The sequence below is a fragment of the Huijunlia imazamoxiresistens genome, from assembly GCF_037132455.1.
In the GTDB taxonomy this organism is placed as follows: domain Bacteria; phylum Bacteroidota; class Bacteroidia; order Chitinophagales; family Chitinophagaceae; genus Flavisolibacter; species Flavisolibacter imazamoxiresistens.
The window spans coordinates 21,231-45,673 of record NZ_JBBBEI010000037.1 but is presented as its reverse complement, the minus strand read 5'-3'; the positions used below and the strand labels follow the sequence as shown (position 1 = coordinate 45,673).

Below are 24,443 nucleotides of genomic sequence, written 5' to 3'. Positions count from 1 at the left end.
GCTTATGTTTCTCCCTTCATCGGCCGTATCGATGATTCGGGCTGGGACGGCATGATCCTGATCCAGCAGATCGCCGAAATCTTCAACATCCAGGGCTTCAAAACCGAGATCCTGGCCGCCTCCATCCGCAACCCCAACCACATTGTACGGGCTGCCGAACTGGGCGCGCACGTGTGCACCTGTCCCCTGGATTCTATCCTGGGCCTGCTGAAGCACCCCCTGACCGACATCGGCCTGGCCAAATTCCTCGAAGACGCCAAGAAAATGGAAAGCGTTGTCGAAGATGTGGTAGCTTAAGATAACAAGTTCGCGAGTTTACAAGTTTACGGGTATACGGGAACGGTGAAGCATCGACGCTTCATCGTTCCCCGTTCCCGATTCACGTTTAAAATTTTCAGGTACATATGGATATTCAATATTTAGAGAATATTGCCAAGCAGGTGCGCCGCGACATCGTTCGCATGGTACACCAGTGTCAGAGCGGCCACCCGGGCGGTTCGCTGGGTTGCACCGATTTTTTGGTTTCCCTGTATTTCCGGATCATGAAGCACGATACCAAGTTCAACATGGACGGTACCGGTGAGGACCTGTTCTTCCTGTCGAACGGCCACATTTCCCCCGTATTTTACAGCGTGCTGGCCCGCTCGGGTTATTTCCCCGTAGAAGAGCTGGCTACCTTCCGCAAGCTCAATTCGCGCCTGCAGGGCCACCCCACCACCCACGAAGGACTGCCGGGCGTTCGCATCGCTTCCGGTTCGCTGGGCCAGGGCCTGTCGGTAGCCATCGGCGCCGCCAATGCCAAGAAACTCAACAACGACAAAACCCTGGTGTTCACCCTGCATGGCGACGGCGAACTGCAGGAAGGACAGATCTGGGAAGCGGTTATGTACGCTGCCCACAACAAGGTGGACAACCTGATCGCTACCGTGGACTACAACGGCCAGCAGATCGACGGTCCCACCGAGAAAGTGCTGTCGCTGGGCAACCTGAAAGCCAAGTGGGAAGCCTTTGGCTGGGAAGTGCTGGAAACGAACGGCAACGATATGGAGGACATCGTGCGCACCCTGGAGCTGGCCAAGGCCAAGACCTTCAAGGGCAAACCCATCGTGATCCTGATGCAAACCAACATGGGCCATGGCGTGGACTTCATGATGGGCTCGCACAAGTGGCACGGCATCGCTCCCAACGACGAGCAGCTCCAGACCGCGCTCTACCAGCTGGAAAGCACCCTGCTGGACTATTAAGCGAAACCGTACTCATCGTTAAATCCTTTAATTAAGAGTTCATGAAGAAATACACATTCACCGAAAAGAAAGATACCCGTTCCGGCTTTGGTGCCGGTCTTCTGGAAGCGGGCAGAAGAAATCCCAACGTAGTAGCCCTCTGCGCCGACCTGGTGGGCTCGCTGAAAATGGAAGCCTTCATTAAGGAATTCCCCGAGCGCTTTTTCCAGATCGGTATTGCCGAAGCCAACATGATGGGCATTGCCGCCGGTATGACCATCGGCGGTAAGGTTCCCTTCACCGGAACCTTCGCCAACTTCTCCACCGGCCGCGTATACGACCAGATCCGCCAGTCCATCGCCTACAGCGACAAGAACGTGAAGATCTGCGCTTCCCACGCCGGCCTGACCCTGGGTGAAGACGGTGCGACCCACCAGATCCTGGAAGACATCGGCATGATGAAAATGCTGCCGGGCATGACCGTGATCAACCCCTGCGACTACAACCAGACCAAAGCCGCCACCATCGCCATTGCCGAACACCACGGCCCGGTGTACCTGCGCTTTGGCCGCCCCGTAGTGCCCATCTTCACCGACGCCGACCAGAAGTTCGAGATCGGCAAGGCCTGGATGGTGAACGAAGGCGCCGACGTGAGCATCTTCGCCACCGGCCACCTGGTATGGGAAGCCATCCAGGCGGGTGAGCAGCTGGCGGAGCTGGGCATTGATGCCGAGATCATCAACATCCACACCATCAAGCCCCTGGATACCGAAGCCATCCAGAAGTCGGTAGCCAAGACCCGTTGCGTGGTAAGCGCTGAAGAGCACAACCGCCTCGGCGGCCTGGGCGACAGCATTGCCCAGGTGCTGGCACAGCACGACCCGGTTCCGATGGAATACGTGGCCGTGAACGACTCCTTTGGCGAAAGCGGAAAACCCGCCGAGCTGATGAAGAAGTACGGCCTGGATGCCGAGCACATCGTGAAAGCCGTGCAAAAGGTAATGCAGCGCAAGGGCGTCCTGCAAAACGCATAGGCAATCAGCAATTGTTGCCGGAAAAATATAAAAAGGTTCCTGCCCTTTACGGCGGGAACCTTTTTATATTTAGCGCTCATGTTGCCCGGAACGGATGGAAATCAGGGTGTGGGGATGATCCAGGTCGGGAAAAAGCGGGAAACCCCGGTTTAGTTTTGCGGCGGCAAAAAAATCAACGCACGTGAAGGAATTGCAACGCGATACCGACATCAATGAATTAGGGGCTACCCTGCTGGAGATCGGGGCCTTGCTGATGAGCGCCGGCGCCAATACCGGCCGCATCCGCACCACCATCCACCGCATCTCCGGGGCCTTTGGCTACCAGAGCGAGCTGCTGATCCAGCACCGGGCCCTGGTGCTGAGCATCAGCGACGATAAGACCGAATCCATATTCAACCGCCTGAAACGCACCTCGCCGCACGGCGTGAATTTCCGCCTGGTGTCGGGCATCAGCCGCATGAGCTGGCAGGTGGTCGAAGAGGGCTGGAGCCTGGAGCAGATCAATGGCGAACTCCAACGCCTGCGCGCCCTGCCGCACTACCCCCGCCTGCTGGTGCTGGCGCTGGTGGGCCTGGCCGGCGCCTCCTTCTGCCGGCTGGCCGGCGGGTCGTTCGTCGATATGCCGGTGGTCTTTTTGGCTTCGGCCACCGGCCTGTTCGTACGGCAGGAAGCCGCCAAAAAAGAGTTCAATCCCTACCTGTGCATCTACTTCGCCGCCCTGACCGCCTCCCTCATTGCGGGGCTGCCGGTGAAGTTCGGGGGCTCGACCCACGAGCAGGCCTTCGCCACCTCGGTGCTGTTCCTGATCCCCGGCGTACCGCTGATCAACTCGTTTTCCGACCTCATCGACGGCAACCTGCAAAACGGGGTCATCCGGGGGTTCCAGGGATTCATTATTTCCTTCACCATTGCCCTGGGCCTGATGACCACGGTCTCCATCTACCACTTTTAAATCGCCGCTTCCTATGGATTATTTTTTCTTGGAAAAAGGTATCTGGTTTGGTGGGGCCGCCGTTGGCTTTGCCGTATTGTTCAATGTGCCGGTCCGGGCGCTGGCCCCTGTGTTCCTCATCGGCGCGGCCGCCGGCCTGACGAAAGCCTGGAGCATGCACCTGGGCGCCAGTGTGGTGTCGGCCACGCTGCTCGGCGCCATCCTGGCGGGCCTGCTCAGCATTCCTTCGGCCCACAACCGCCATGCGCCGCCGCTGGTATTCGCCATTCCCGCCGTGATCCCCATGGTGCCGGGTACCTTTGCCTACCGCATGATGCTGGGGCTGATCAAACTTTCGGGCAACCTGCAGGGCGAGGAGTTTACCCGGGTGCTGAGCGATACCGTCAGCTATGGACTAAAAGTGATGTTCATCCTCATGAGCCTGGCCGGGGGCGTGGCCATCCCCATGTTGCTCACCCGGCAGGAATCGGCCAAGCATATCCGCTTCCGCAAAGTACGCCAGCCGGCAAAGACGGAAGACTAAGCATCGGAAGGGCAAGGCGGTAATGGCTTTCTCCCTAATTTTACCGCCCCCGGTAGAAAAGGGGCCCTTTACCATAATGCCAGCCGACAGAACGTCCTTCCTCCAGTTTATCCAAACCATCCTTCCCATTTCCGCCCGGGAGGCGGAAGAAGTGGCCCGCCACTTTACCGGAACGATCCTCCAGAAAAACGACATCCTGCTGGAGGAAGGAACGGTTTGCAACGATTACTATTTCCTGACCAGCGGCTTTGTTCGGGCCTATACCTACGATAAGAACGGCAACGACATCACCACCAACTTTTATTCGGGCAACCAGGTGGTCTGCGAGCTGTCGTCCTTTTTCAAGCGCCAGCCCACGGGCGAAACCTTCCAGGCGCTGACGGACTGCCATGCCTGGTGCATTTCCTACGACCAGCTGCAAGTGGCCTTCCACTCGCTGCCCGAGTTCCGCGAATTCAACCGCCTGGTGCTCGTCGGCGCCTACGCCGAACTGAAACAACGCATGCTGAATATGCTCCACCTCACCGCCGAAGAACGCTACAACCTCCTGGTCGCCTCCCAACCCGAGATCTTCCGCCATGCCCCCCTCAAGCACGTGGCCACGTACCTGGGAATTACTTCTACTTCGCTGAGTCGCATACGGAAGGAAGTTTCGAGGAGGTAGGACAGTTTTGAGTAGTTTACGGGTTTACAAGTTTACGAGTTGCTGGCGCCCGTCAGGAACTCGTAAACCCGTAAACCTGTAAACTCGTAAACTTTTTCTTGCCAAATGGCAAGGCCCTTCGGTGGGAACTTTGCGGCCATGAACGCACCGAATAAGATACAGGGGGCCATCCCGGTTTCGCCGACGCTGGCCGCACAAGAGCCGGAAAATTTTCCAACTACCAATGCCAACCATAAGAAGCGGCTGGTAACCATATCGTTGCTGGCCATCGGTATTGCCGCCGTCATCAGCTTTATCGCCCGCTTCCTGGTGGGCCTGATCAATGGCGTGACCAACCTGTCCTTCCACGGCACCCTTTCCTTTAGCGAAGCCTCGCCCCTGGGCCATCACCTCGGCCTGTGGGTAATTGGGCTGCCGGTGGTGGGCGGCCTTATCGTGGGACTGATGGCGTATTACGGTTCCAAGGCCATCCGGGGCCATGGCATCCCCGAAGCCATGGAGCAGGTGCTGACCAACCACAGCCGCATTAAGCCCGCCATCACCTGGCTCAAGCCCGTTTCGTCGGCCATTGCCATTGGTACCGGCGGCCCGTTCGGGGCCGAAGGTCCCATCATCGCTACCGGCGGCGCCTTTGGCTCCACTATGGGACAAATGCTGCATATCACCCACAACGAGCGCAAGATCCTGCTGGCTGCCGGCGCCACGGCGGGCATGTCGGCCATTTTCGGCACCCCGCTGGCCGCCATTTTTCTGGCCATCGAGCTGTTGCTGTTCGAGTTTTCGCCCCGGGCTATCCTGCCCGTGGCGCTGGCCTGCATTACCGGTGCTGCCGGTCACCACTTCCTGTTCGAGGAAGGGCCGGTTTTCCCGCTTTCGGGCCGGATCGAGGCGCCTTCCAATACCGCCCTGTTTGCCTACAGCCTGATGGGACTGGTCATTGGCCTGCTGTCGGTAGGGGTGACCAAGATCGTTTACCTGATCGAAGACGCTTTTGAGAAGCTGCCCCTGCACTGGATGTGGTGGCCGGCTATCGGTGGCCTGGCCGTGGGCGTGGTGGGATATTTCTACCCCCGTACGCTGAGTGTGGGCTACAACAATATTACGGACCTGCTGAACGGCAGCCTGACCCTGCAGGTAGTGATCGCGCTTTGCGTGTTCAAGTTCGTGTCGTGGGCCATTTCGCTGGGCAGCGGCACTTCGGGCGGTACCCTGGCCCCGCTGCTGACCATTGGCGGGGCAACCGGCTCCCTGCTGGGATCGCTGGTGCTGCTGTGGTTTCCCCATTCAGGCGTCAGCCTGCCGCTGGCCGCATTAGTGGGCATGTCGTGCATGTTTGCGGGTGCTTCCCGTGCGCTGCTGACCTCTATCGTTTTTGCGCTGGAAACCACTGGCCAGGGACAGGCGCTGCTGCCCCTGCTGGCGGCCTGCACGGGCGCCTATATCGTGTCCTTCCTGCTGATGGAAAACACCATCATGACCGAGAAGATCGGCCGCCGCGGCGTAAAGACCCCCGTAGCGTACCAGCCCGACCTGCTGGAAAAGCTGACCGTGATGGAAGTGATGAAGACCGAGGTGCTGGTGCTGAGCGAAAACAATACGGTAGGAGAGGTGGTGGACTGGATGGGCCAGGAAGAGGGCCGCTATGCCGGACAATACGTAGTGGCCGGAGCGGAGAACCAGTTCCGCGGCATCATTCCCCTGGCCGACCTGCTCGGCAACCGTCACCAGCCCGGCCTGCCCATTGCCCGCCTGACAAAATGGGAGGTGCCCTCCCTGTCGCCGCACCGGCCGCTGCGGGCTGCCGTGGAGCTGATGGCCCGGCAGGAATGGGACGTGTTGCCCGTGGTCACGGGCGACAATACCCTGGTAGGCGTGCTGTCCTACAAGGATACGCTGGCGGCCCTGAACCGCAGTGCCGAGGAAAGCGAAAAAAAGACCACCGTCATTTCCCTGAAACATCGCGGCCTGAAGCTGCTGGTCCGCGGCCAGCGCATCATGCGCAAAGCCCAATAGATATCCGACCTCCGAAATTCCCGGATTTGGCCCGGATTTATCCCGATCTTCACGGTTCACCCAACCGACGTCGGATATGAAAATCCTGGTTATTGAAGACGAGCCGGCACTGCTGGAAACCATCATGCAATCCCTGGAAAAGGAATCCTTTTTGGTGGAGTCGGCCTCCGATTACGACACGGCCCTGGAAAAAACGGGCATTTACGAATACGACTGCATCCTGCTGGACATTTCCTTGCCCGGCGGCAGCGGGCTCGACATCCTGCGCAACCTCAAAAGGCAACGGAAGGCCGACGGGGTAGTGATCATCTCGGCCCGCAACTCCCTGGACGACCGGGTGGCCGGCCTCGACCTGGGCGCCGACGACTACCTGCCCAAACCCTTCCACCTGGCCGAAATGCATGCCCGCATCCGCTCGGTCCTGCGCCGCAAGAATTTTGGCGGCAGCTCGGCCTTTACCCTCAACAACCTGCTGGTGGATGCCGACCTCCGGGCCATCAAAGTGGACGGGGAAGACCTGGGCCTCACCCGCAAGGAATTCGACATCCTGCTGTACCTGATCACCAACAAAAACCGGCTCGTCACCAAAACCGCCCTGGCCGAACACGTCTGGGGTGACCACATCGACGAGGCCGACAGCTTTGAGTTCGTGTACTCGCAGATCCGCAACGTCCGCAAAAAATTAAAGGACAGCGGCGCCGAAGTGGAGATCCAGGCCGTTTACGGCATCGGTTATAAACTGGTGACGGAATGAAGCTGCTCAATATCACCACCACCTGGTTCGCCGGGCTGCTGGTACTGATCATCTCGCTCTGGGCCACGGCCTTTTACTTTTCCATGCTCGAAGAAATTTACGACAGCATGGACGACGGCCTTGACAACCAGAAGCAGCTGATCATCCAGAAGGCGGCCCACGATTCCTCCGTCCTCCGCCGCACCAGCTTCGAGGAGGGCTCCTACCGGGTGCGGGAGCTGCCGCCCGGTGCGGCCTTCCCGGTTAAGGACGTGTTTGTCGACACCTTCATGTACATGCAGAACGAGGACGAGTTCGAGCCGGTGCGCCTGCTGCGCACCAGCTTCCGGCAAAACAACCGGCAGTACGAGCTGCGGGTGATCACCTCCATGGTGGAGGCCGACGACCTGGTGCAGCAGCTGCTGGTGTCGCTGTTGTGGCTGTACCTGGGGCTGGTCTCCTCCATCCTGCTGCTAAACAACCTGCTGCTGAAAAAGATCTGGGGACCCTTTTACCGGCTGCTGCACCGCCTGGCCAACTTCCGGCTCGACAAGCCTGTGCCGCTGGAAGCCGAAAAGACGGAGGTCACCGAGTTCCAGCTGCTGCATGCCGTGGTGCAGAACCTGCTGCAAAGCAATATCGACACCTATGACAGCCAGAAGCAGTTTATCGAGAACGCGGCCCACGAACTGCAGACGCCCCTGGCCATCAGCCTCAACAAGCTGGAAATGCTGGCCGAGACCAACACCCTTTCCGAAGAACAGGGGCGGCTGGTGGCCGATGTGCTGGAAAACCTCGAACGCCTGGGCCGCCTGAATAAATCCCTGCTGCTGCTCTCCCGGATCGAGAACCGGCAGTTCGAATCCGGTGAAGTGGTAAACTTTAATGAGCTGATCAAAAGGACCGTACAGGACTTCGACGCCCTGATCGAGTACAAAAAAATTTCCGTTTCCATCAGCGAGGAGGGCGCCTGCCGCCATACCCTCAACCCCGGCCTGGCTTCGGTATTGATGAGTAACCTGGTCAAGAACGCCCTGGTCCATAACCTTCCTTCCGGCTACGTGCACATCCGCATCCGGGAAAACCTGCTCCAGTTTGAAAATTCGGGCAAGGCGGCTCCCCTGGACAAGGTCCACCTGTTCGACCGGTTTTACAAGGAGGAGCAATCCATGAGCTCCACCGGCCTGGGCCTGGCGATTGTGAAAGCGATCGGGGAGCTGTACGGCTACCACATCGATTATCACTTCGAGGGCAAACATATCCTCAGCCTGCAATTTCCTTCCGCTACACTATAAGTTTTTCCCATATGTTTCCAGATTTGATTGGGAGTTTTGTAAAAGGGGCGCGCTAATTGGGCTGTTGTCCCTGCCCGTTTTTTTCGTAAACCCTTAAATACATCCACATGAGCAAGATTGATAAAATGGCGCTGCTGGTGGTGGTCGTGGTGGTACTGCCGCTGGTTTTCTGGGGCCGGATCCAACCCTGGATCGGGCCGGAAGCCACCGTTGCCACGGCAGCAGGAGCGGAAAATAAGGTGAACCGGGAAAAGGAAGGATTCAGCGAACCTGGGGCCGGCGGATCCCAGCTTAATGTAGCCGCCCGGTGGGAACTGCCGCCCGAGTTGATGGAGGTATCCGGGATCGCTTACCTGGACCGGGACCGCTTTGTCTGCATCCAGGACGAAAAAGGTGCCCTGTTTGTCTACAACGTGCAAACCGGTAAGATCGAGCAGGAGATCCCTTTTGCCGGTCCCGGCGATTACGAAGGGGTGACCCTGGCGGGAACCGATGCCTTCGTAGTGCGCAGTGACGGGCGCCTGTACGAGATCGCGGACTTCCGGGGAAAGAACCCCCGGGTAAAAGAACACCGCACGCCCCTGACGGCGAAGCAGGACGTGGAAGGCCTTTGCTATGATGCCCGGGAAAAGCGGCTGCTGCTGGCGCCCAAAGGCGAGGACCCTACCAGCAAGGAGTACAAAGGAATTTATGCCGTTGACCCCGGCACGGGCCATATGCAGACCGCCCCCGTGCTAAAGATTCCTGTAGGGGAAGGGGCCGCCAACGGCAAAAAAGAAAAGAAAAAGAACAAGGGGGTGCAGCCTTCGGAGATCAACGTGCACCCGAAGACCGGGCAGATCTATGTGCTCGACGGTCCGAACCGCCGGCTACTGATATTGGAGCGCAGCGGTCAGTTGCTCCGCCAGGTCCAGCTGAAGGGCGGTGATTTTCCCCAGGCCGAAGGCCTCACGTTCAGCCCGGAAGGTGTCCTTTATATTTCCAATGAAGGAAAGGGAGGGAAGGGAACAATAGTGAAGGTAGAAGAATAAAAAAGGAGCAGGTACGAAGTACCTGCTTTTATTTTACTTTTTCGGGGGCAGGGCAAAGGCCACTGCCTCGTGCTCGAAGTGTCCCTTGTGTGAAGCATCGCAGAAGGGTTTGTTCTTCGACAGCCCGCACCGGCAAATGGAAACGGCCGTTCTTCCGCCAAGGTCATACACATTGCCGTTTTTATCCACGATCTCGAAATCGCCTTCCACTTTCAGGGAGCCGTTGTTGTTTACCGTAATTTTCGTTGCTGCCATAAACTGTTTTTTAAGGCGCTAAAAGTAAGGAAAAGAGAAAGGCGCCCGTCAGGACGCACCGGAACCGGCCCCTATTTCCGGACAATCAATGCTTCCCGCTACCGGTGGCGCTACTTAGTCCTATATGGATAAGCCCGTTAAGCGAATTTAAGTAGCTGATATCCAATAAAATGACTAGTGCTGCAAAATTAGCCCTGCCGGAAATGGTCCTTGGCACGGGGGCCGCTACTTTTGCTGTGATCCCGATCCCATGAAAGGAAAATTTAATCCGTTTTTGCCTGCCCGGGGCAAAAATATCCTATTGCTCGGCCTGTTTCTGGCTGTCTGCTTCAGCAACCTCCAGGCACAGGTTTTTACCAACAGTTACCACAACACGGACCTGAATGGTCTTTACCCGGTGGATGGCGACCCCATGCCGGCCGTGATTTACCCTTCTTCCCTGACCGTTTCCCTGCCCGTGGGGCATGTGGTTACGGGGGTGAGCGTCACCTTGCAGGGCTTTACGCATAACTTTCCTTCCGGCCTGGACCTGTTGCTGGTGGCCCCCGACGGCACCAATGCCATTATCATGTCCGACGCCGGGGCGGCCATCGACGTCAAGACGCCCATCGACCTGACGCTGGACGACGCGGCAACGGCCCTCCTGCCCGACGATACCCTGAAGGCAGGGACGTATAAGCCCACCAACCTGGCGATCGGCGATGTGGATACCTGGGCGGACCCTGCCCCGGTGGCTTCCGGCCTGTCGGTGCTTTCCACCTTCAAAGGCATTCAGCCAAACGGTACCTGGCGCCTGTATATCATCAACGAGGATGATGGTTATGGCTCGCTTGCCGGCTGGACCCTGACCCTGAAAACCCGGGATCCCGCCCTGGAGACGGGGCTCCCGGTCACCTTTCTTCATTTTTCCGCCGCCTACAGCGAGGTGCAACGTTCCGTTCTGCTCCGGTGGGCCACCGCCGAGGAAACCAACAGCCGGCTGTTCCAGGTGGAAACCTCCGTGGACGGCCATCATTGGCAGCCGCTGGGAACGGTCACTGCCGCGGGAACCACCCGGGTGGCGCAGGCTTACCAGTTTCCCGACCGCCGTCCCTTTCCCGGGCGAAACTATTACCGGCTGAAACAGGTGGACCTGGACGGCACCTACCAGTATTCCCACATCGCTACCGCCAATGCGGCCGCTGCCCGGGATATGATCTTCAGGGCGTACTCCGTACCGGGAAGTTCCTTCACGACGGTTTCCCTCAATACCGTGCCCCGGGAAAAGTTTTCCTTTTTCCTGCTGGATATGAACGGAAGGGTCCTGTTGCGAAAACCCGACATTGTTCCGGAGTCCACCACCTGCCGGCTGGACCTTCAGCATTTGACCCCGGGGATCTATATCCTGAAAGTAGTAGCCGGAGGCCGGCAAAACACGCAAAAGCTGTTCATCGGCGGTTAAGGTGCCGGCCGAGGGCCGCCGCTTTTCATTTTGTTGAAGGCCGTTCGAATGCGGCTAAGCCTTGTCAAAATAGTGATTATCAAAAACTAAGCAGAACCATTTAATTGTTGCATTTGCAGAAAGCGGATCCCCCTACTATGGAGGTTCCCCCAATACTTTTGAAAAATAAATCTACCCTTATGATGCTATCTGTACCCAGGTTTACTCCCAGGAGTAAATTCAGGCAGCTTGTGTGCCTGATGCTCCTGCTTTCCGCCGCCCCGGCGGACGCCCAGCTTTCCTTCACCAACCCGGCGCCGATTCCCCTTCCCGACGGCACCCTGACGCCCATACCGGCCAGCCTGTATCCTTCCCGCCTGGAAGTCTCGGGCCTGCAGGGAGTAGTGACGGGGCTGACCCTTACCTTGCACGGTTTTGAGCACAATAATCCCGATGCGCTGGACCTGTTGCTGGTGGCCCCGGACGGCACCAATGCCATTGTGCTGTCCGACATCGGCGGTGCCGATGATGTGCTGGGCATCGACCTTTCGCTCGACGACGCGGCGCCGGCCGCCCTCCCGGACTTCCTTCCTTTCGGTTCCGGAACCTACAAGCCTTCCAATTACGGAACGCCTGCGGACGTATGGCCTGCACCCGCTGCAGGCCCTTTCCGGAAAGGATCCCTGGCTTCCTTTTACGGCATTCTGCCCAATGGTACCTGGAGCCTGTATGCCGTAAACGATACCAAGGGCAATTTCGGCACCATCGCCAGGGGCTGGAGCCTCAAGGTTCACACCACCCTGGGGGCGGAGACCGTGAAGATCAGCAACTTCAAAGGCGCCTACCAAAAGGAAACGGGGCGCGCCACCCTCAGCTGGACAACCGAGCTGGAAAACTACATCAAGGCCATTTCCGTGCAGAAATCGCTCAACGACGCGGCCTGGACCACGATGACCACGTTACCTTCCGACAGTTCCACTGCCCGGGGGCGCACCATCGAGGTGGTGGACACGGCCGTATCGTTCGGCACGGCGCAATACCGTTTATTCATCGAAGGAAAAGACCAGTCGACAAGGTACTCCGATACCATAACGGTTACCCTTGCCGACCAGGAGCCGCCGGTACTGACCGTACCCGCCGCCATCACTACCTCCACCGATGCCGGCGCCGCTACGGCCTCGGTGGACCCCGGGACGCCCAGCGCCACCGACAACTCCAATGGAGCTGTAACGGTTATGGCTACCCGCAGTGATGCAGTAGCCCTGGACGCGCCTTATCCTATGGGCCGGACCACCATCACCTGGACCGCCACCGATGCCTCCGGGAATTCGGTTTCGGGCCTGCAGACCATTGATGTGGTGGATTCCGAGGCCCCGGTGATCAGCAACCTCGTTCCTTCCTCCGCCACCCTGTGGCCTCCCAACCATAAAATGCACGACATCCGCCTGAACTACACCGCTTCCGATAACGTGGCGGTTACCGCCACGAAGGTGACGGTTACCAGCAACGAAGCGTTGAATGGCTGGGGCGACGGCAATACCAGCGCCGACTGGCAGGTGATCAGCCCCACGCTGGTGCGTTTGCGGGCGGAACGGTCCGGGCTGGAAAGCGGAAGGGTGTATACCATCACCGTTACCTCGGTGGATGCCAGCGGGAACACCACCAGCAGGTCCGCCGCAGTTTCCGTAGATCATGACCAGTCCTCCGGCGCCGGCAACCCGGGGTCCCTGTACGCAAATGTCGTTACCCGTCCCCAGTCCAACAGCTTTACGCTGACGGTAAAGGGCAACGGCAGTACGGAACAGGTGCAACTGCAGGTGGTGGATGCATTGAGTGGAAGGGTTATAGAATCAAGGTCCTGCCCGGCAGCGGGCGAGCTCCAGTTCGGCAGCAGCTACGGCCGCGGCGTTTATTATGTGCAGGTGAGCCAGGGCAACGACAAGGTGGTATTGAAATGTGCCAAATAAGCGGCTGGCTTTCACGGGCAAGCGAAAAAAGGGCGGTACGCAGGTGCCGCCCTTTTTCATGGTGGGCCGGAACAGGGGTCGCCTGCCGGCTTCAAGCAGCTTAAAAAGCGCTGTCTTCCTTGCCGGGTTGTACCAGGCGGATGCTGGCCGATCCGTTGCCGTCCCATTGCTCGCGGCCTTCGAAATAGATTTTTATGTACTCGTATTTGACCCGGATGCCCCAGTCTTCTTTCTCCAGGGCTTTCAGGCAGTCGCGGGCCAGGAGGCGCACTTTGTCCCAGCCCGGGTGGCGGGGGGCTTTGTCCCAAAAGGATTTATGTGCCTTGCCCATGCGTTTCTGCACGTACTCTTCCAGTTTATCCATCTGTCCCACCTGCTCTTCGTTCAGCAGGGAATGACGGAGGTAATGCCTTTTTTGCAGCGTATAGTAAGTATCCAATTCCACGCCAAGGGCGTAGCCGGAAGGGCCATGACGGAAAAGCTCTGTTTGGTCATCTTTATCCAGGGAAAGTACAATAAGGTGTTTTACCAGTTCATCAAACAAATATTGAACGTGATTAATCGTATACTCCATATCGCTGTGTTCAATTAAAATGTAAAAGTAAGGACACTAACTTACTTCCGGAGAAACTGGTGCCTTCCGGACGCCTTGCAGTATAGCAAAAAGGAAGCCGCAAGTGGGGGGCGCCCCTGCGGGGAACGGTGGTGCCCATCGAAGGGCCGCGAAAACGAATGAGGAACAACGTGATGAATAAGGAGTAATGTGTGATGAGTAAGGGTTATGTGAGCCGGGCCTTGTTGCGGGTGCCGGGAACGCCCGTTTGCAGGCGGCCCGAAAAAAAAGAAGCGCGCCGGCCTGCTAAGAGGAGCGAAGGCCCCTTCCTATAATTTCGCCAGGAAATCATCCACATCGAAGTCGTCGTCGTAATGTGTTTTGATCTGGGCGAGGATCGCGTTTTTGGTATCGGCATACATCTCGTTGTATTCTTCGCGGATTTCCTCTTCACCTCTGCCTGATTTTTCAATGTACTCGGTGATCACAAAGTTCCGCAATACCTGTACTTCCGTCTGGATATGGATCAGCATTTCCAGCAATAGGCTGTAATATTTGGCTTGAGGGATGGAGATCATAAATGCTCTTTGTTTCAAAATAGAAAAATTTATGGGGTAAACATAGGGGCCTACCTTTTCTGCAAGAGCCGAAGGTTTCAAAAGAACTGCAGCCGGCGGCCGCCCGGGCTGCCCGGGAAAATAAAATGCAAAGAGCCTGCCTGAATTCATCCATTGGCTGCCGGGCGGGGCGGCAGCAGGGGTTTAAGAGGCCTCGGCAGGCGTTACCAGCGTCAGGAGGGGCTCTTTTTCCCGGGCGGCAGCGGCCGTCGTTGCTGCCTGCTGCCGGTGTTTCCATTTTTCAAAATAAAACAGGCCGTCAAACGGCTGGATGGTAGCCATGCCGAAATCGACCGCCACCTTTAAAATGTAAATGTCCTGCAGCCGTTCGTGCAGGGTTTTCATCAGTTTGCGGAACTGGCCGGGGCTGGCCGCCCGTTTGTAGTGGTTGCACCGGCGGCAGGTGGGCATCAGGTTCTCCTCGGCATGCACGTCGATTTTAAAGCGGCGGGCATAAAACTTTTCCTTGCATTGGGGATAATAATGGTCCACCTGCATTTCCTTGTACGCGATCTCGCGGCCACAATAAGCACAGCGGCCGTCAAATTTCTGATGCACCCGTTCTCGTACCCGTTTACTCAGCGCCATGCGCGCAAAGTAAAGAATAGTTTCCAAGTTCCTGAGTTTCTAAGTTTTTGAGTGGTCGTATCGCTTGAAGGTCAAGACCAGGCGGATCGTAACTGGGACCAACGAACTCAGGAACTTAGAAACTATTTCGTTGTTTTCGTCTTTGGGCCTAAAAACTGAAAGTTGGTCAGGTCGAACTCGTCGCCGCAGGCCATGACATGAACCTTCATGTTGGCCACCGATATGGGTTTGCCGGCGGCAATGTCGGCGATGTTGTTGTATTCGATATAGCTGCCGTCCACGATCACTACGCTGCTGGAGCCGATCACCTTCATCTTGTTGCCCTTTTCAATGACCACGCCGGTATCCTCGTCCAGGCCGATGCCGAGTTCGCCGGGCTGGGCGGCGATGGCCTGCGACAGCCGTCCGAACCGGCCGCGGGCCTCGAAATGGGTGTCGATGATGACGTTTTGCAAAAAGCCGAAGCCGCTGCCGATCTGGACTTCACCCTTCATGTAGGCCCGGTCGGCATTGCCCCCGCAGATCATGGTGCTGCTCATGGCGGCCGCACCGGCGCTGGTGCCCGCAATCACCAGGTATTCGTTGTTATAGCGTTCCTTCAGCAGGTCGAGGGCCGTGGTGCCGCCCAGGATGGAGCAGAGCCGCAGCTGGTCGCCGCCCGAGAAAAACACGCAGGTGCATTTTTGCAGGCGCTCCAGCGTTTTGGGGCTGTCGGCCTCGTCGCGGCTGGTGATCTTCAGGTGGCTTACTTCGGTACATCCCAGCTTTTTGAACGCTTTTTTGTAGACCGCCCATTGCTCGTCGGGAAAGGAGGAAGCCGTGGTCACCAGCTCGATCCGGATCTCCCCCTTACGAACGGCCATGTCCGCCACCTTTTTCAGGATGCTGGCCTCGAATAGATTGATCGTGGAGGGTGAGGTCTTCCGCTCTTCCTCCATCAGCTTGTCTTCCGCCCCGCCGATAGCGACCAGGTAGCCTTTGGGTTGATTCATATTGGCGTAACCCTTTTAAAAAGCATGCCAACGAAAACTTCACGGTTTTACGCGTGCACCAGTTCACGAGTTGGGGGGAGAGCGTTGCCGGGAATTAAGTTATTACTAATTCAGCCGTTTCGGGGAGAGGGCAGAATTTCTGGTACAAGATTTCTTCTATTTTCCCGGAACCTTAAACCATTTATTTAGACTTAAAACAAACGGAATGAAAGTGCTTGCCCTAAAAGTGTTGCGTGGACCGAATTATTGGTCCATCAAACGACACAACCTTATCCAGATGACCCTGGATCTGGAAGAACTGGAGCAGTATCCTACCCACCGGATACCGGGCTTTTACGAAGGTTTGAAAGAACTGATCCCGACCCTGTACGGACACGAATGCAGCGAAGGGGTGCCCGGCGGCTTTTTCAGCCGGGTAAAGGAGGGCACCTGGATGGGCCATGTGATCGAGCACATCGCCCTGGAAATTCAAACCCTGGCCGGCATAGAGGTAGGTTTTGGCCGTACCCGTGGTGCGGGGAAAGAAGGCGTTTACCAGGTAGTGATCGCATATGAAGAAGAAGAATCCGGAAAATTTGCAGCCCTTGCCGCCGTACGCATCGCTGAATCGCTGATAAAAGGCGAACGTCCTCCTATTGAAGAAGAAATTAATGCGATCCGCCGGCTCTGGCTGCAGCACAAGATGGGCCCCAGCACGGCCTCCATTGTACAGGCGGCGGCCCGCAAAGGCATCCCTGCCGTGCCCCTCGAAGGGGATTCGCTGGTGCAGTTGGGATACGGCAAAAAGCAGCAGCGCATCCAGGCTACCCTGGCCGGCACCACCAGTTCCATCGGCGTGGACCTGGCCGGCAACAAGGGCGAAACGAAAAAGTTGCTGACATCCGCCCATATCCCCGTGGCCCGGGGTGAAGTAACGGAAGAAGTGGAAAAGCTCGAAGGGATCATCGAAGCCCTTGGATTTCCGCTGGTGGTCAAACCCCTGGATGGAAATCATGGAAAAGGCGCAACAATAAATATCACAACTGTTGAGGATGCCCGTGCCGCTTTTGACCGGGCCAAACAGATCAGCGAAAAAATTCTTATCGAAAAATTCATTCCCGGAAGCGACTTCCGGGTACTGCTGGTCAACTACCAGCTGGTGGCGGCCGCCCGCCGCACGCCGGCTTCGGTTACCGGCGACGGTCGCCATACCGTGCGGCAGCTGGTGGAAGCGGTGAACAGCGATCCCCGCCGGGGCGACGACCACGAAAACGTGCTGACCCGCATCAAGCTCGACGAGGTGGCGCTCGGCCTACTGCGCAAAAAGAACTATACCCCCGACACGGTACTGCCCCAGGGCGAATGGCTGTGCCTGCAGCCCACCGCTAACCTGAGCACCGGGGGCACCGCCACCGACGTCACCGACGGGGTGCACCCCCGCAACCGCCTGCTGTTCGAGCGGGCGGCCCGCACCATCGGCCTCGACATCTGCGGCATCGACATCATCGCCCCGGACCTGGAAACGCCCCTGGATGAAAACGGCGGCGTGGTGCTGGAAGTGAACGCCGCTCCCGGTTTCCGCATGCACCTGTATCCTTCGGAAGGAAAGCCCCGCGACGTGGCCGGACCGGTAGTGGACATGCTGTTTCCCCATAAGGATAACGGCCGTATTCCGCTCATCGCCATCACCGGCACTAACGGCAAGACCACCACAACCCGGCTGACCGCCTGGATGGCCCGCAAGGCAGGCTTCTCTACCGGCTACTGTACCACCGACGGCATTTACATTAACGACGACCTGCTGCTGGCGGGTGACTGCGCCGGTCCCCAGTCGGCCCGCTCCATCCTGACCGACCGGTCGGTAGAGTTCGCGGTGCTGGAAACGGCCCGCGGCGGCATCCTGCGCTCGGGCCTTGCCTTCGACCAGTGCGACGGCGCCATCGTCACCAACGTGGCCGAAGACCACCTGGGGCTGGAAGGCATCGATTCGCTGGAACAGCTGGCCCGCGTGAAAGCGGTGGTGGCCGAAACGGTCAGGGAAACCGGTTATGCCGTGCTCAATGCCGACGACGACCTCGTCTACGCCATGAAGGACAACCTGCGCTGCCAGGTGGCCCTGTTCTCGCTTTATGCCCACAACATCCGCATCGAACGCCACTGCAGCGCCGGCGGCCTGGCCGCCATGGTCGAAGGCGGGCTGATCCTGCTGCGCCAGGGCAACCAGCTGATCCCGATCGAGGAGGTAGCCAACATTCCCCTGACCTTTAACGGCCAGGCGCCCTTCAACATCCTGAACGTGCTGGCCGCCTGCCTGGCGGCTTATACCAACGGCATCCACCTGGGCGCCATCCGTTCGGCCCTGCGCACCTTCGTGCCTTCGACCGAAATGACTCCCGGCCGCATGAACATCTTCGAGTTTTCCTCCTTCAAGGTGATCCTCGATTACGCCCACAACCCCCATGGCGTACGGGCGCTGGGACAGTTCGTACGATCCTTTGCCGCTTCGCTGAAAGTAGGCGTCATCACGGGGGTAGGCGACCGCCGCGACGAGGACCTGATCGCCCTGGGCGAGGAGGCGGCAAGGGTCTTCGACAAGATCATCATCCGCCACGACGATGACCTGAGGGGCCGGCAGCCCGAAGAGCTGGACCGCCTGTTGCGTTCCGGCATCTACCGGGCCGATCCGCACAAGCCCATCACCTATGTGTACAGCGAGCAGGAAGCCGTTGAGCACGCGCTGGCACAGGCACAGCCCGATTCCATCATCGTGGTGCTGATCGACCATATTGCCCAAATTGCCGCCTGCCTCCGCAGACACCAGGAAATGGACCGGCTGCGGGCCGCCAGCCTTCAAAACGCCGTGTAGCCTAGCAGTCCCCAAAATAAAAAAGCACCCGGTCCCGGCCGGGTGCTTTTTTATTATATGCCGCATTCTAGGTAAATGCAATTAACACCCATAAGGGTAGGGGCCTGTAAAATTTATACAGGCATACCCGTATTCTTTTGAAAATCAAATTTTTGTACGCATGCGGGCTTAGCAATATCAATACTTTCGCGGCGCGATCCAAACCTTTTTGTAAAACCGTATTCCGTACCATCCTCTATGAGAAAAACTTTACTCCGCCTGGCAGGTGTTGTCCTGCTGGTACTCTCCCTTTTGTCCGTTCCGCAGGTTTCCTGCTCCCAGTCCCTGATGACCGGCAATGGCAAGTTTGAATTTGGCGTGGGCATTGGCCCCCTGATCTTTTTGGGCGACCTCGCCGGTCAGAAAGGAAAGGGAAAACCCTTTATCAAGGACGTCAACCTTCCCCTTACCCGCCTCGTTAAAGGGGCCTATGCAAACATCTATCCTGCTGAATGGCTGGGCATCCGGTTAGCCGTCAACATCGGCACCCTGGAAAGTTATGACAGCCTCATTGCCGACCAGGGCAGCAGCGAGGTTTTTCGAAAAAACCGCAACCTGCAGTTTATATCCCCGCTAACGGAGGCCTTTTTGGCCCTGGAATTTTACCCCACCGTGTTCCTGGAAAAGCGGGAAGGGCTGCGGGGTAAACTGCGTCCCTACGGGCTGATAGGAGTGGGCCTGTTTCATTTCAATCCCAAAGGGCAGTATATCGAGACCGATGGCAGCCGGCGCTGGGTGGCGCTGCAACCGCTGCGCCTCGAAGGGCAGGGTATGGCCGAATACCCCGACCGCCAGCCTTACAAGCTCACCTCCATGGAAATGCCCCTGGGTATGGGCATCAAGTATTACTTCCGCGAAAACAAATACATCGGCCTGGAAGTGCTGCACCGGTTCACCGCTACCGACTACATGGACGATGTCAGCCGAACGTATATCAACGCCCAGCTGTTTCAAAAATACCTTCCGCCGCAACAGGCAGCCATGGCCCGCCAGCTGTATTACCGCGGCAACCTGGTGGACCACCCCACCCGCACCGCCCCGCGGCTCAACGAGCAACGCGGCAACCCGGAAAACAACGATTCTTATTTCTCGGCCCTGCTCCGGCTGGGCTGGCGTTTGAATAATCCCCTGTCGGCCCACCACCGGGCCCTGATGCAGTTGCGCTGCCCCCGGTTCTTCTAACGGGGAAGCATAAGCTGTATCGCCGCTGCCCCTGCTGGTATATTTCGCTTTACCTTAGCGTTATGTATACCATAGAAACCGAACAGCTTAAAGCAACCATAAACCCCAAGGGAGCCGAGCTGGTAAGCCTCGTGCACAAAGGGACCGGCCTGGATTATATGTGGCCAGCCAACCCGCAATTCTGGGCAAAGCATTCACCGGTTTTGTTTCCCATCGTCGGCAGCCTGAAGGCGGATACCTATTATTTCAAAAATACCGCTTACCGGCTGCCGCGGCACGGCTTTGCCCGCGACCGCGAGTTTACGGTCAGCGATTCCACTGCCGATAGCATTACCTTTTCCTTGCAAAGCGATGAGGAGACGGCGAAGGTGTATCCTTTCCGTTTTGTGTTTAGCCTCGTGTACCGGCTGAAGGGAGGGGAGCTATCGGTGACCTACAGGGTAGAAAATAAAGAAGAAGAGGAAGCCCTGCTTTTCTCGGTCGGGGGCCATCCCGCTTTCCGGCTGCCCCTGGCGGAAGGTACCGCCTACGAGGATTACCGCCTCGTGTTTAACAAGCAGGAGCAGGCCGGCCGCTGGCCGATCAGCAAGGAAGGCCTGATTGAAAAAGAACCCCAGCCGCTGCTGGACCATACCCGCTCCCTGCCCCTGAGCAAGGACCTGTTCCGCAAGGACGCCCTGGTGCTCAAGCACCTGCATTCGGACTGCGTTACCCTGGAGTCGTCCAAAACGCCCCGTGGCCTTCAGTTTCATTTCGAAGGCTTTCCCTTCCTGGGTCTATGGGCGGCCCCCGGCGCCGACTTCCTCTGCATCGAGCCCTGGTGCGGCATCGCCGACAGCGTCGACTCCGACCAGCAACTCCGCAACAAGGAAGGCATCATCGCCCTGCCCGAAGGAAGGACGTTTGAAAGGGTTTGGAGGGTGCGGCCGTTTTAAAAAGTTTACGAGTTTACAAGTTTACGGGTTCCTGACGGGCGCCAGCAACCCGTAAACTTGTAAACCCGTAAACTTCTTACTGAAGCGCAATCGACTCAATCACCGACTTCAGCTTATGCGCGGACTTGTGGAGGAGTTCGTTTTCCTTGTCGGTGAGGTCCAGCGGCAGCACCTCGCGGACGCCGTTGCGGTCGATGATGCAGGGCACACCCAGGTAAACGTCGGAGATGCCGTGGTAGTTGCGCAGCAGGGTGGACACGTTCAGCACCGCCGATTCGTTGCGCAGGATGGCCGTGCAGATGCGGTCCAGCGCCAGGGCGATGGCATAAAAGGTTGCGCCCTTGGCGTCGATGATCTGGTAGGCCGCATCACGGGTGTTGGTAAAAATTTCTTCCTGTTCCGCTTCCGACAGCGACAGCCGCGTGCCGGCGATATTGGCCAGGCTCCAGAGCGGCAGTTCCGAGTCGCCGTGCTCGCCGACGATGTGGGCGTGTACGCTGCGGGCATCCACTTTCAGCTTTTCGCCGATCAGGTAACGGAAACGGGCACTGTCCAGCAGGGTACCCGAACCGATCACGCGGTGGGCGGGCCAGCCCGATTTGCGGTAGGTAAAATAGCTCATGACGTCCACGGGGTTGGAGGCGATCAGCAGGATGCCGTGGTTGTTGTAGGCCAGCACTTCCTTGGTAATGCTTTCAAAGATGCCCACGTTGCGCCGCAGCAGGTCGATGCGCGACTCGCCCTGCTTCTGGGCGGCGCCGGCGGTGATGATGATGATGTCGGCCTCGCGGCAGTCCTCGTAGGTGCCGGCCCATACCTTTACCTTTCCCAGGAAGGGCAGGCCGTGGCTCATATCGAGGGCGTCGCCCATGGCTTTTTCCTTATTGGCATCGATCAGCACCAGTTCATCCATGCGGCCCCGGAGCAATAAGGTGTAGGCCGTCGTGCTTCCTACCGCACCCACCCCGATAATAACAATCCTTGTTTTCTTTGTTGATGATGACATATTGATAGGGATAATTTTGTTCAGCTCTTTAGAAACGGTTTTCCGGCCGGATGAAAATACGGCAGTTGGACCAATCTTTCACTACGAAAGCACCGGCAGTTTGGTGCCGGGAAAACGTGCCGCGGGCAAATAGGGTGTTTTCACGGTTACCCGTTTTTACAGAGTTTGTACATTGCGTGATGGTAAATGCTGACCAGTATAAGAAACTGTTATACGAACACGAGGTGTTGTGGGCCCGGTTGGAGATTCGCGACCATTATTTGAACAAGGTGGTCCAGGAGGTGTATGAAAACATCGGCCAGGTGCTGAGCCTGGTGAAAGTGCAGCTGGCGCTGTTGTCCCAAACGGGCGGGGCCGGTGTGACTGCGACCGAGCCGTGCGTGCTGGTGAGCCAGGTCATCAAGGATTTCCGGGCGATGTGCCGGAACTTTTACCCCGAAAAAGAACTGATAAGCCGGCAGGGCCTGCTCCAGGCCCTGGAAAACGAGCTGAACCTGGCGGATCCCGGGCCGGGGCAGGCGCCCAACGTTTTCGGCGTTACCGGCAACGGGCGCCCGCTTCCGGCAGGAACCGAGCTGATCGTTTTCAGGATGCTCCAGGAAATTTTGTTCCGGGTGCGGAAGGAGCACCGGTTATTGCCGCTGGACCTCCAGGTTCGTTACGAAGCGGAAGCGGTTACCTTCGTGCTGGCGTACGCTGGCAGCCCTGTGGAATGGACGGGCGGCGGCCAGCCGGCCGGTACCGGCTGTTCGAGCCCGCGGCTGAACCTGTGGGAGCGGGCCGCGGTAGTGGGGGCGCAGCTGGAAGCCGGCGAATGCGCCGGAGGAACCATGAGCATTAAATTGACAGTGCCTTATAATTAACCGAATTATGAATACCATTAAAGTAGCCCTGGTGGACGACCACGTTCTTTTGCGCAAAGGACTGGCCAGCCTGATCATGAGCCAGGGATTCCAGATCGAGTTTGAATGCGACAACGGCCGCCACCTGATGGAAACGATTGGCAAGCTGGGAAAGGCCGCCCTGCCCGATGTGGTGTTGATGGACGTGAACATGCCGGAAGTGGACGGCTATGAAGCCACTGCCTGGATGAAGGCCAACTATCCCCTGGTGCGGGTGCTGGCGCTGAGCATGTACGACGATGAAGCCGCCATTATCCGGATGCTGAAAAGCGGGGCCAAAGGCTATATCCTGAAAGACGCCGAGCCGTCGGAACTGCGTACGGCCATCAATGCGGTGGTGGCGAAGGGGTTTTATTATTCCGAGACCGTAACCGGCAAGCTGGTGCATACCATCCAGGGAGAGGACGAGGAGAGCTCGAATGACCGCCGGCAGCTGCTGAAGCTGAACGAGAAGGAAGTGGAGTTTTTAAAGTTGGCCTGTTCGGAACTGACCTATAAGGAGATCGCCGAGCGCATGTTTTTAAGCCCCCGCACCATTGACGGCTACCGCGACCAGCTGTTCGAAAAGTTCGGTATCAAGAGCAGGGTAGGACTGGTGTTGTTCGCCATCAAAAACGGGCTGGTACGCTTTCAGTAGCGGGCCCCTTAACTTTTTTACATCATTGGCTTTTGGCAATTTACCGGGGCGGCGCAGCCGTGCGGGGCCTTTAGCCAATGATTTTTTATTTTATAGGGGTACCGGGGCCTTTAGCAGGCCCGGTTCAGCTGGCGGAGCGTCTGGATGCAGCGCAGGCGGCTGGCTTTCACCACATCGCGGGTTTTAAAATTCATGACTACGGCAATTTCGCGGTCGGTATACCCTTCGGCCGACAGTTGCAGCAGGCGCTGGCTTTTGCCGGGCAGCTTTTTGATTTTTTGCTTAAACGTTTCTTCGTCGGCTTTTTTGATCATGCGGTCCAGGGCGCATTGGCCGTTGTCGGGAATGCAGTAGGGCAGGCAGGAAATGTCAATGGTATGGTGGACGCTGTTCTTGTGGGTTTTCACTTTGCGCAGCAGGTCGATGCACTTGTTGTGAAAGATGCGGAAGAGGTAGGTTTTCAGGGAGGCTCTTTCCTCGAAGGTGCCGCTGGCGATGGCGGCCAGGGCCACTAAAATGGTATCCGAATAAGCATCGAACAATTGGTCTTCGGTCAGGGGATATTTGGTCATTCCTACCCGGAGGAAATACAGGTGCTCCTGGTACAGCAGGGATTCTCCTTTTCTCCGCTCATTGCCGGTTGCTCTGAGTTTGTTCAGAATCTCTTGTCCGCTGATAGGCTCCTGGTTGAATACACATTTCATTGCAGTAATTTTTAAAGGGTTACTGTTTTCGGGGGTAGGGAGTGAAGCGGGAGCATTGGTGGCGGGGGTAGTAGCGCCTGCATCATTAACTTCACGATCCAAAGATTTGAAAATCAGGGGGGCTGTTCAACGGGCATATCACCGTATTTCTACACCGTGAAAACACGGTACCAAATCCGTTGAGATTCAAGGGCTATTTTCGGAGCGGAAACAGGAGGGGAAAATCACCGGGGAAAAAAAGGGAAACAAGTGTTTTCCCCGTAGCAATAAGTTCGACTATATAGGTGTACGCTTACCCTGCCTGCCTCCGTCCACTTCACCCAAACCCATCCA

At 57.5% G+C, this 24,443-nt stretch carries 24 protein-coding genes; 17 read left to right on the top strand and 7 right to left on the bottom strand.

Annotation, left to right across the window (positions count from 1 at the left end; translation table 11 throughout):
* The 10 genes from V9K67_RS24760 to V9K67_RS24715 all read left to right on the top strand — a co-directional run.
* On the top strand, positions 1-297 hold a 297-nt coding region (locus V9K67_RS24760; RefSeq protein WP_336727412.1), incomplete at its 5' end, for a transaldolase family protein.
* A 107-nt stretch (positions 298-404) separates the two neighbouring features.
* Complete coding sequence (locus V9K67_RS24755) at positions 405-1,244, top strand: transketolase (protein ID WP_336727409.1); 840 nt, start codon at positions 405-407, stop codon at positions 1,242-1,244.
* A gap of 41 nt (positions 1,245-1,285) precedes the next feature.
* Positions 1,286-2,257, top strand: coding sequence for a transketolase family protein (locus tag V9K67_RS24750; RefSeq protein WP_336727408.1), 972 nt, complete (start codon positions 1,286-1,288; stop codon positions 2,255-2,257).
* Between the two features lie 181 nt (positions 2,258-2,438).
* Complete coding sequence (locus tag V9K67_RS24745) at positions 2,439-3,209, top strand: threonine/serine exporter family protein (RefSeq protein ID WP_336727406.1); 771 nt, start codon at positions 2,439-2,441, stop codon at positions 3,207-3,209.
* 13 nt (positions 3,210-3,222) lie between these two features.
* The gene (locus V9K67_RS24740) at positions 3,223-3,732 is read left to right on the top strand and encodes a threonine/serine exporter family protein (RefSeq protein ID WP_336727404.1); all 510 of its coding nucleotides are present in this window, start codon (positions 3,223-3,225) and stop codon (positions 3,730-3,732) included.
* 76 nt (positions 3,733-3,808) lie between these two features.
* Positions 3,809-4,396: a Crp/Fnr family transcriptional regulator gene (locus tag V9K67_RS24735; protein WP_336727402.1), complete on the top strand. Its 588-nt coding sequence runs from the start codon at positions 3,809-3,811 to the stop codon at positions 4,394-4,396.
* Positions 4,397-4,534: 138 nt separating this feature from the next.
* Positions 4,535-6,409: a chloride channel protein gene (locus V9K67_RS24730; protein WP_336727400.1), complete on the top strand. Its 1,875-nt coding sequence runs from the start codon at positions 4,535-4,537 to the stop codon at positions 6,407-6,409.
* Between the two features lie 76 nt (positions 6,410-6,485).
* Positions 6,486-7,163, top strand: coding sequence for a response regulator transcription factor (locus tag V9K67_RS24725; RefSeq protein ID WP_336727398.1), 678 nt, complete (start codon positions 6,486-6,488; stop codon positions 7,161-7,163).
* Positions 7,160-8,437: a sensor histidine kinase gene (locus V9K67_RS24720; RefSeq protein WP_336727396.1), complete on the top strand. Its 1,278-nt coding sequence runs from the start codon at positions 7,160-7,162 to the stop codon at positions 8,435-8,437. The genes V9K67_RS24725 and V9K67_RS24720 overlap by 4 nt, the downstream gene beginning before the upstream one ends.
* 107 nt (positions 8,438-8,544) lie before the next feature.
* Entirely contained in the window at positions 8,545-9,468 is a 924-nt protein-coding gene (locus V9K67_RS24715; protein WP_336727394.1) for an SdiA-regulated domain-containing protein, read from the top strand.
* Between the two features lie 33 nt (positions 9,469-9,501).
* On the opposite strand, the gene V9K67_RS24710 is transcribed toward V9K67_RS24715, so the two are convergent.
* On the bottom strand, positions 9,502-9,723 hold the full coding sequence (locus tag V9K67_RS24710) for a CDGSH iron-sulfur domain-containing protein (RefSeq protein WP_336727391.1): 222 nt from the start codon (positions 9,721-9,723) through the stop codon (positions 9,502-9,504).
* 250 nt (positions 9,724-9,973) lie between these two features.
* Here V9K67_RS24710 and V9K67_RS24705 point away from each other — a divergent pair, with 250 nt between their 5' ends.
* Both V9K67_RS24705 and V9K67_RS24700 read left to right on the top strand, forming a co-directional pair.
* Entirely contained in the window at positions 9,974-11,164 is a 1,191-nt protein-coding gene (locus V9K67_RS24705; RefSeq protein ID WP_336727389.1) for a T9SS type A sorting domain-containing protein, read from the top strand.
* A gap of 239 nt (positions 11,165-11,403) precedes the next feature.
* Positions 11,404-13,110, top strand: a complete 1,707-nt coding sequence (locus V9K67_RS24700) for an HYR domain-containing protein (protein ID WP_336727413.1) — start codon at positions 11,404-11,406, stop codon at positions 13,108-13,110.
* A 100-nt stretch (positions 13,111-13,210) separates the two neighbouring features.
* Here the strand turns inward: V9K67_RS24700 and V9K67_RS24695 are convergent, their stop codons facing one another.
* From V9K67_RS24695 to V9K67_RS24680, 4 genes are all read right to left on the bottom strand, one after another.
* Positions 13,211-13,684 (bottom strand): hypothetical protein, encoded by a 474-nt coding sequence (locus V9K67_RS24695; protein ID WP_336727384.1) that lies wholly within the window; start codon positions 13,682-13,684, stop codon positions 13,211-13,213.
* 308 nt (positions 13,685-13,992) lie between these two features.
* Positions 13,993-14,241, bottom strand: coding sequence for a hypothetical protein (locus V9K67_RS24690; RefSeq protein ID WP_336727382.1), 249 nt, complete (start codon positions 14,239-14,241; stop codon positions 13,993-13,995).
* A gap of 183 nt (positions 14,242-14,424) precedes the next feature.
* Positions 14,425-14,895 carry an HNH endonuclease gene (locus V9K67_RS24685; RefSeq protein WP_336727379.1) on the bottom strand — a complete coding sequence of 157 codons (471 nt, stop codon included), beginning with the start codon at positions 14,893-14,895 and terminating at the stop codon, positions 14,425-14,427.
* A 95-nt stretch (positions 14,896-14,990) separates the two neighbouring features.
* Positions 14,991-15,860 carry a cyanophycinase gene (locus V9K67_RS24680; RefSeq protein WP_336727377.1) on the bottom strand — a complete coding sequence of 290 codons (870 nt, stop codon included), beginning with the start codon at positions 15,858-15,860 and terminating at the stop codon, positions 14,991-14,993.
* A gap of 205 nt (positions 15,861-16,065) precedes the next feature.
* Here V9K67_RS24680 and cphA point away from each other — a divergent pair, with 205 nt between their 5' ends.
* The 3 genes from cphA (at position 16,066) to V9K67_RS24665 (ending at position 20,861) form a co-directional block, all read left to right on the top strand.
* Entirely contained in the window at positions 16,066-18,705 is a 2,640-nt protein-coding gene (gene cphA / locus V9K67_RS24675) for a cyanophycin synthetase (RefSeq protein WP_336727375.1), read from the top strand.
* Positions 18,706-18,942: 237 nt separating this feature from the next.
* Positions 18,943-19,926 (top strand): hypothetical protein, encoded by a 984-nt coding sequence (locus tag V9K67_RS24670; protein WP_336727373.1) that lies wholly within the window; start codon positions 18,943-18,945, stop codon positions 19,924-19,926.
* 62 nt (positions 19,927-19,988) lie between these two features.
* Positions 19,989-20,861, top strand: a complete 873-nt coding sequence (locus tag V9K67_RS24665; RefSeq protein WP_336727368.1) for an aldose 1-epimerase family protein — start codon at positions 19,989-19,991, stop codon at positions 20,859-20,861.
* Positions 20,862-20,937: 76 nt separating this feature from the next.
* Here the strand turns inward: V9K67_RS24665 and V9K67_RS24660 are convergent, their stop codons facing one another.
* The gene (locus tag V9K67_RS24660) at positions 20,938-21,867 is read right to left on the bottom strand and encodes an L-lactate dehydrogenase (RefSeq protein ID WP_336727365.1); all 930 of its coding nucleotides are present in this window, start codon (positions 21,865-21,867) and stop codon (positions 20,938-20,940) included.
* Between the two features lie 176 nt (positions 21,868-22,043).
* Here V9K67_RS24660 and V9K67_RS24655 point away from each other — a divergent pair, with 176 nt between their 5' ends.
* Both V9K67_RS24655 and V9K67_RS24650 read left to right on the top strand, forming a co-directional pair.
* A complete protein-coding gene (locus V9K67_RS24655; RefSeq protein ID WP_336727362.1) occupies positions 22,044-22,730 on the top strand; it encodes a sensor histidine kinase in 687 nt (228 codons plus the stop codon).
* Positions 22,731-22,737: 7 nt separating this feature from the next.
* Positions 22,738-23,406 carry a response regulator gene (locus tag V9K67_RS24650; RefSeq protein WP_336727359.1) on the top strand — a complete coding sequence of 223 codons (669 nt, stop codon included), beginning with the start codon at positions 22,738-22,740 and terminating at the stop codon, positions 23,404-23,406.
* Positions 23,407-23,516: 110 nt separating this feature from the next.
* Here V9K67_RS24650 and V9K67_RS24645 read toward each other — a convergent pair whose 3' ends face one another.
* Positions 23,517-24,110, bottom strand: coding sequence for an RNA polymerase sigma factor (locus tag V9K67_RS24645; protein ID WP_336727355.1), 594 nt, complete (start codon positions 24,108-24,110; stop codon positions 23,517-23,519).
* Positions 24,111-24,443: the final 333 nt, after the last annotated feature.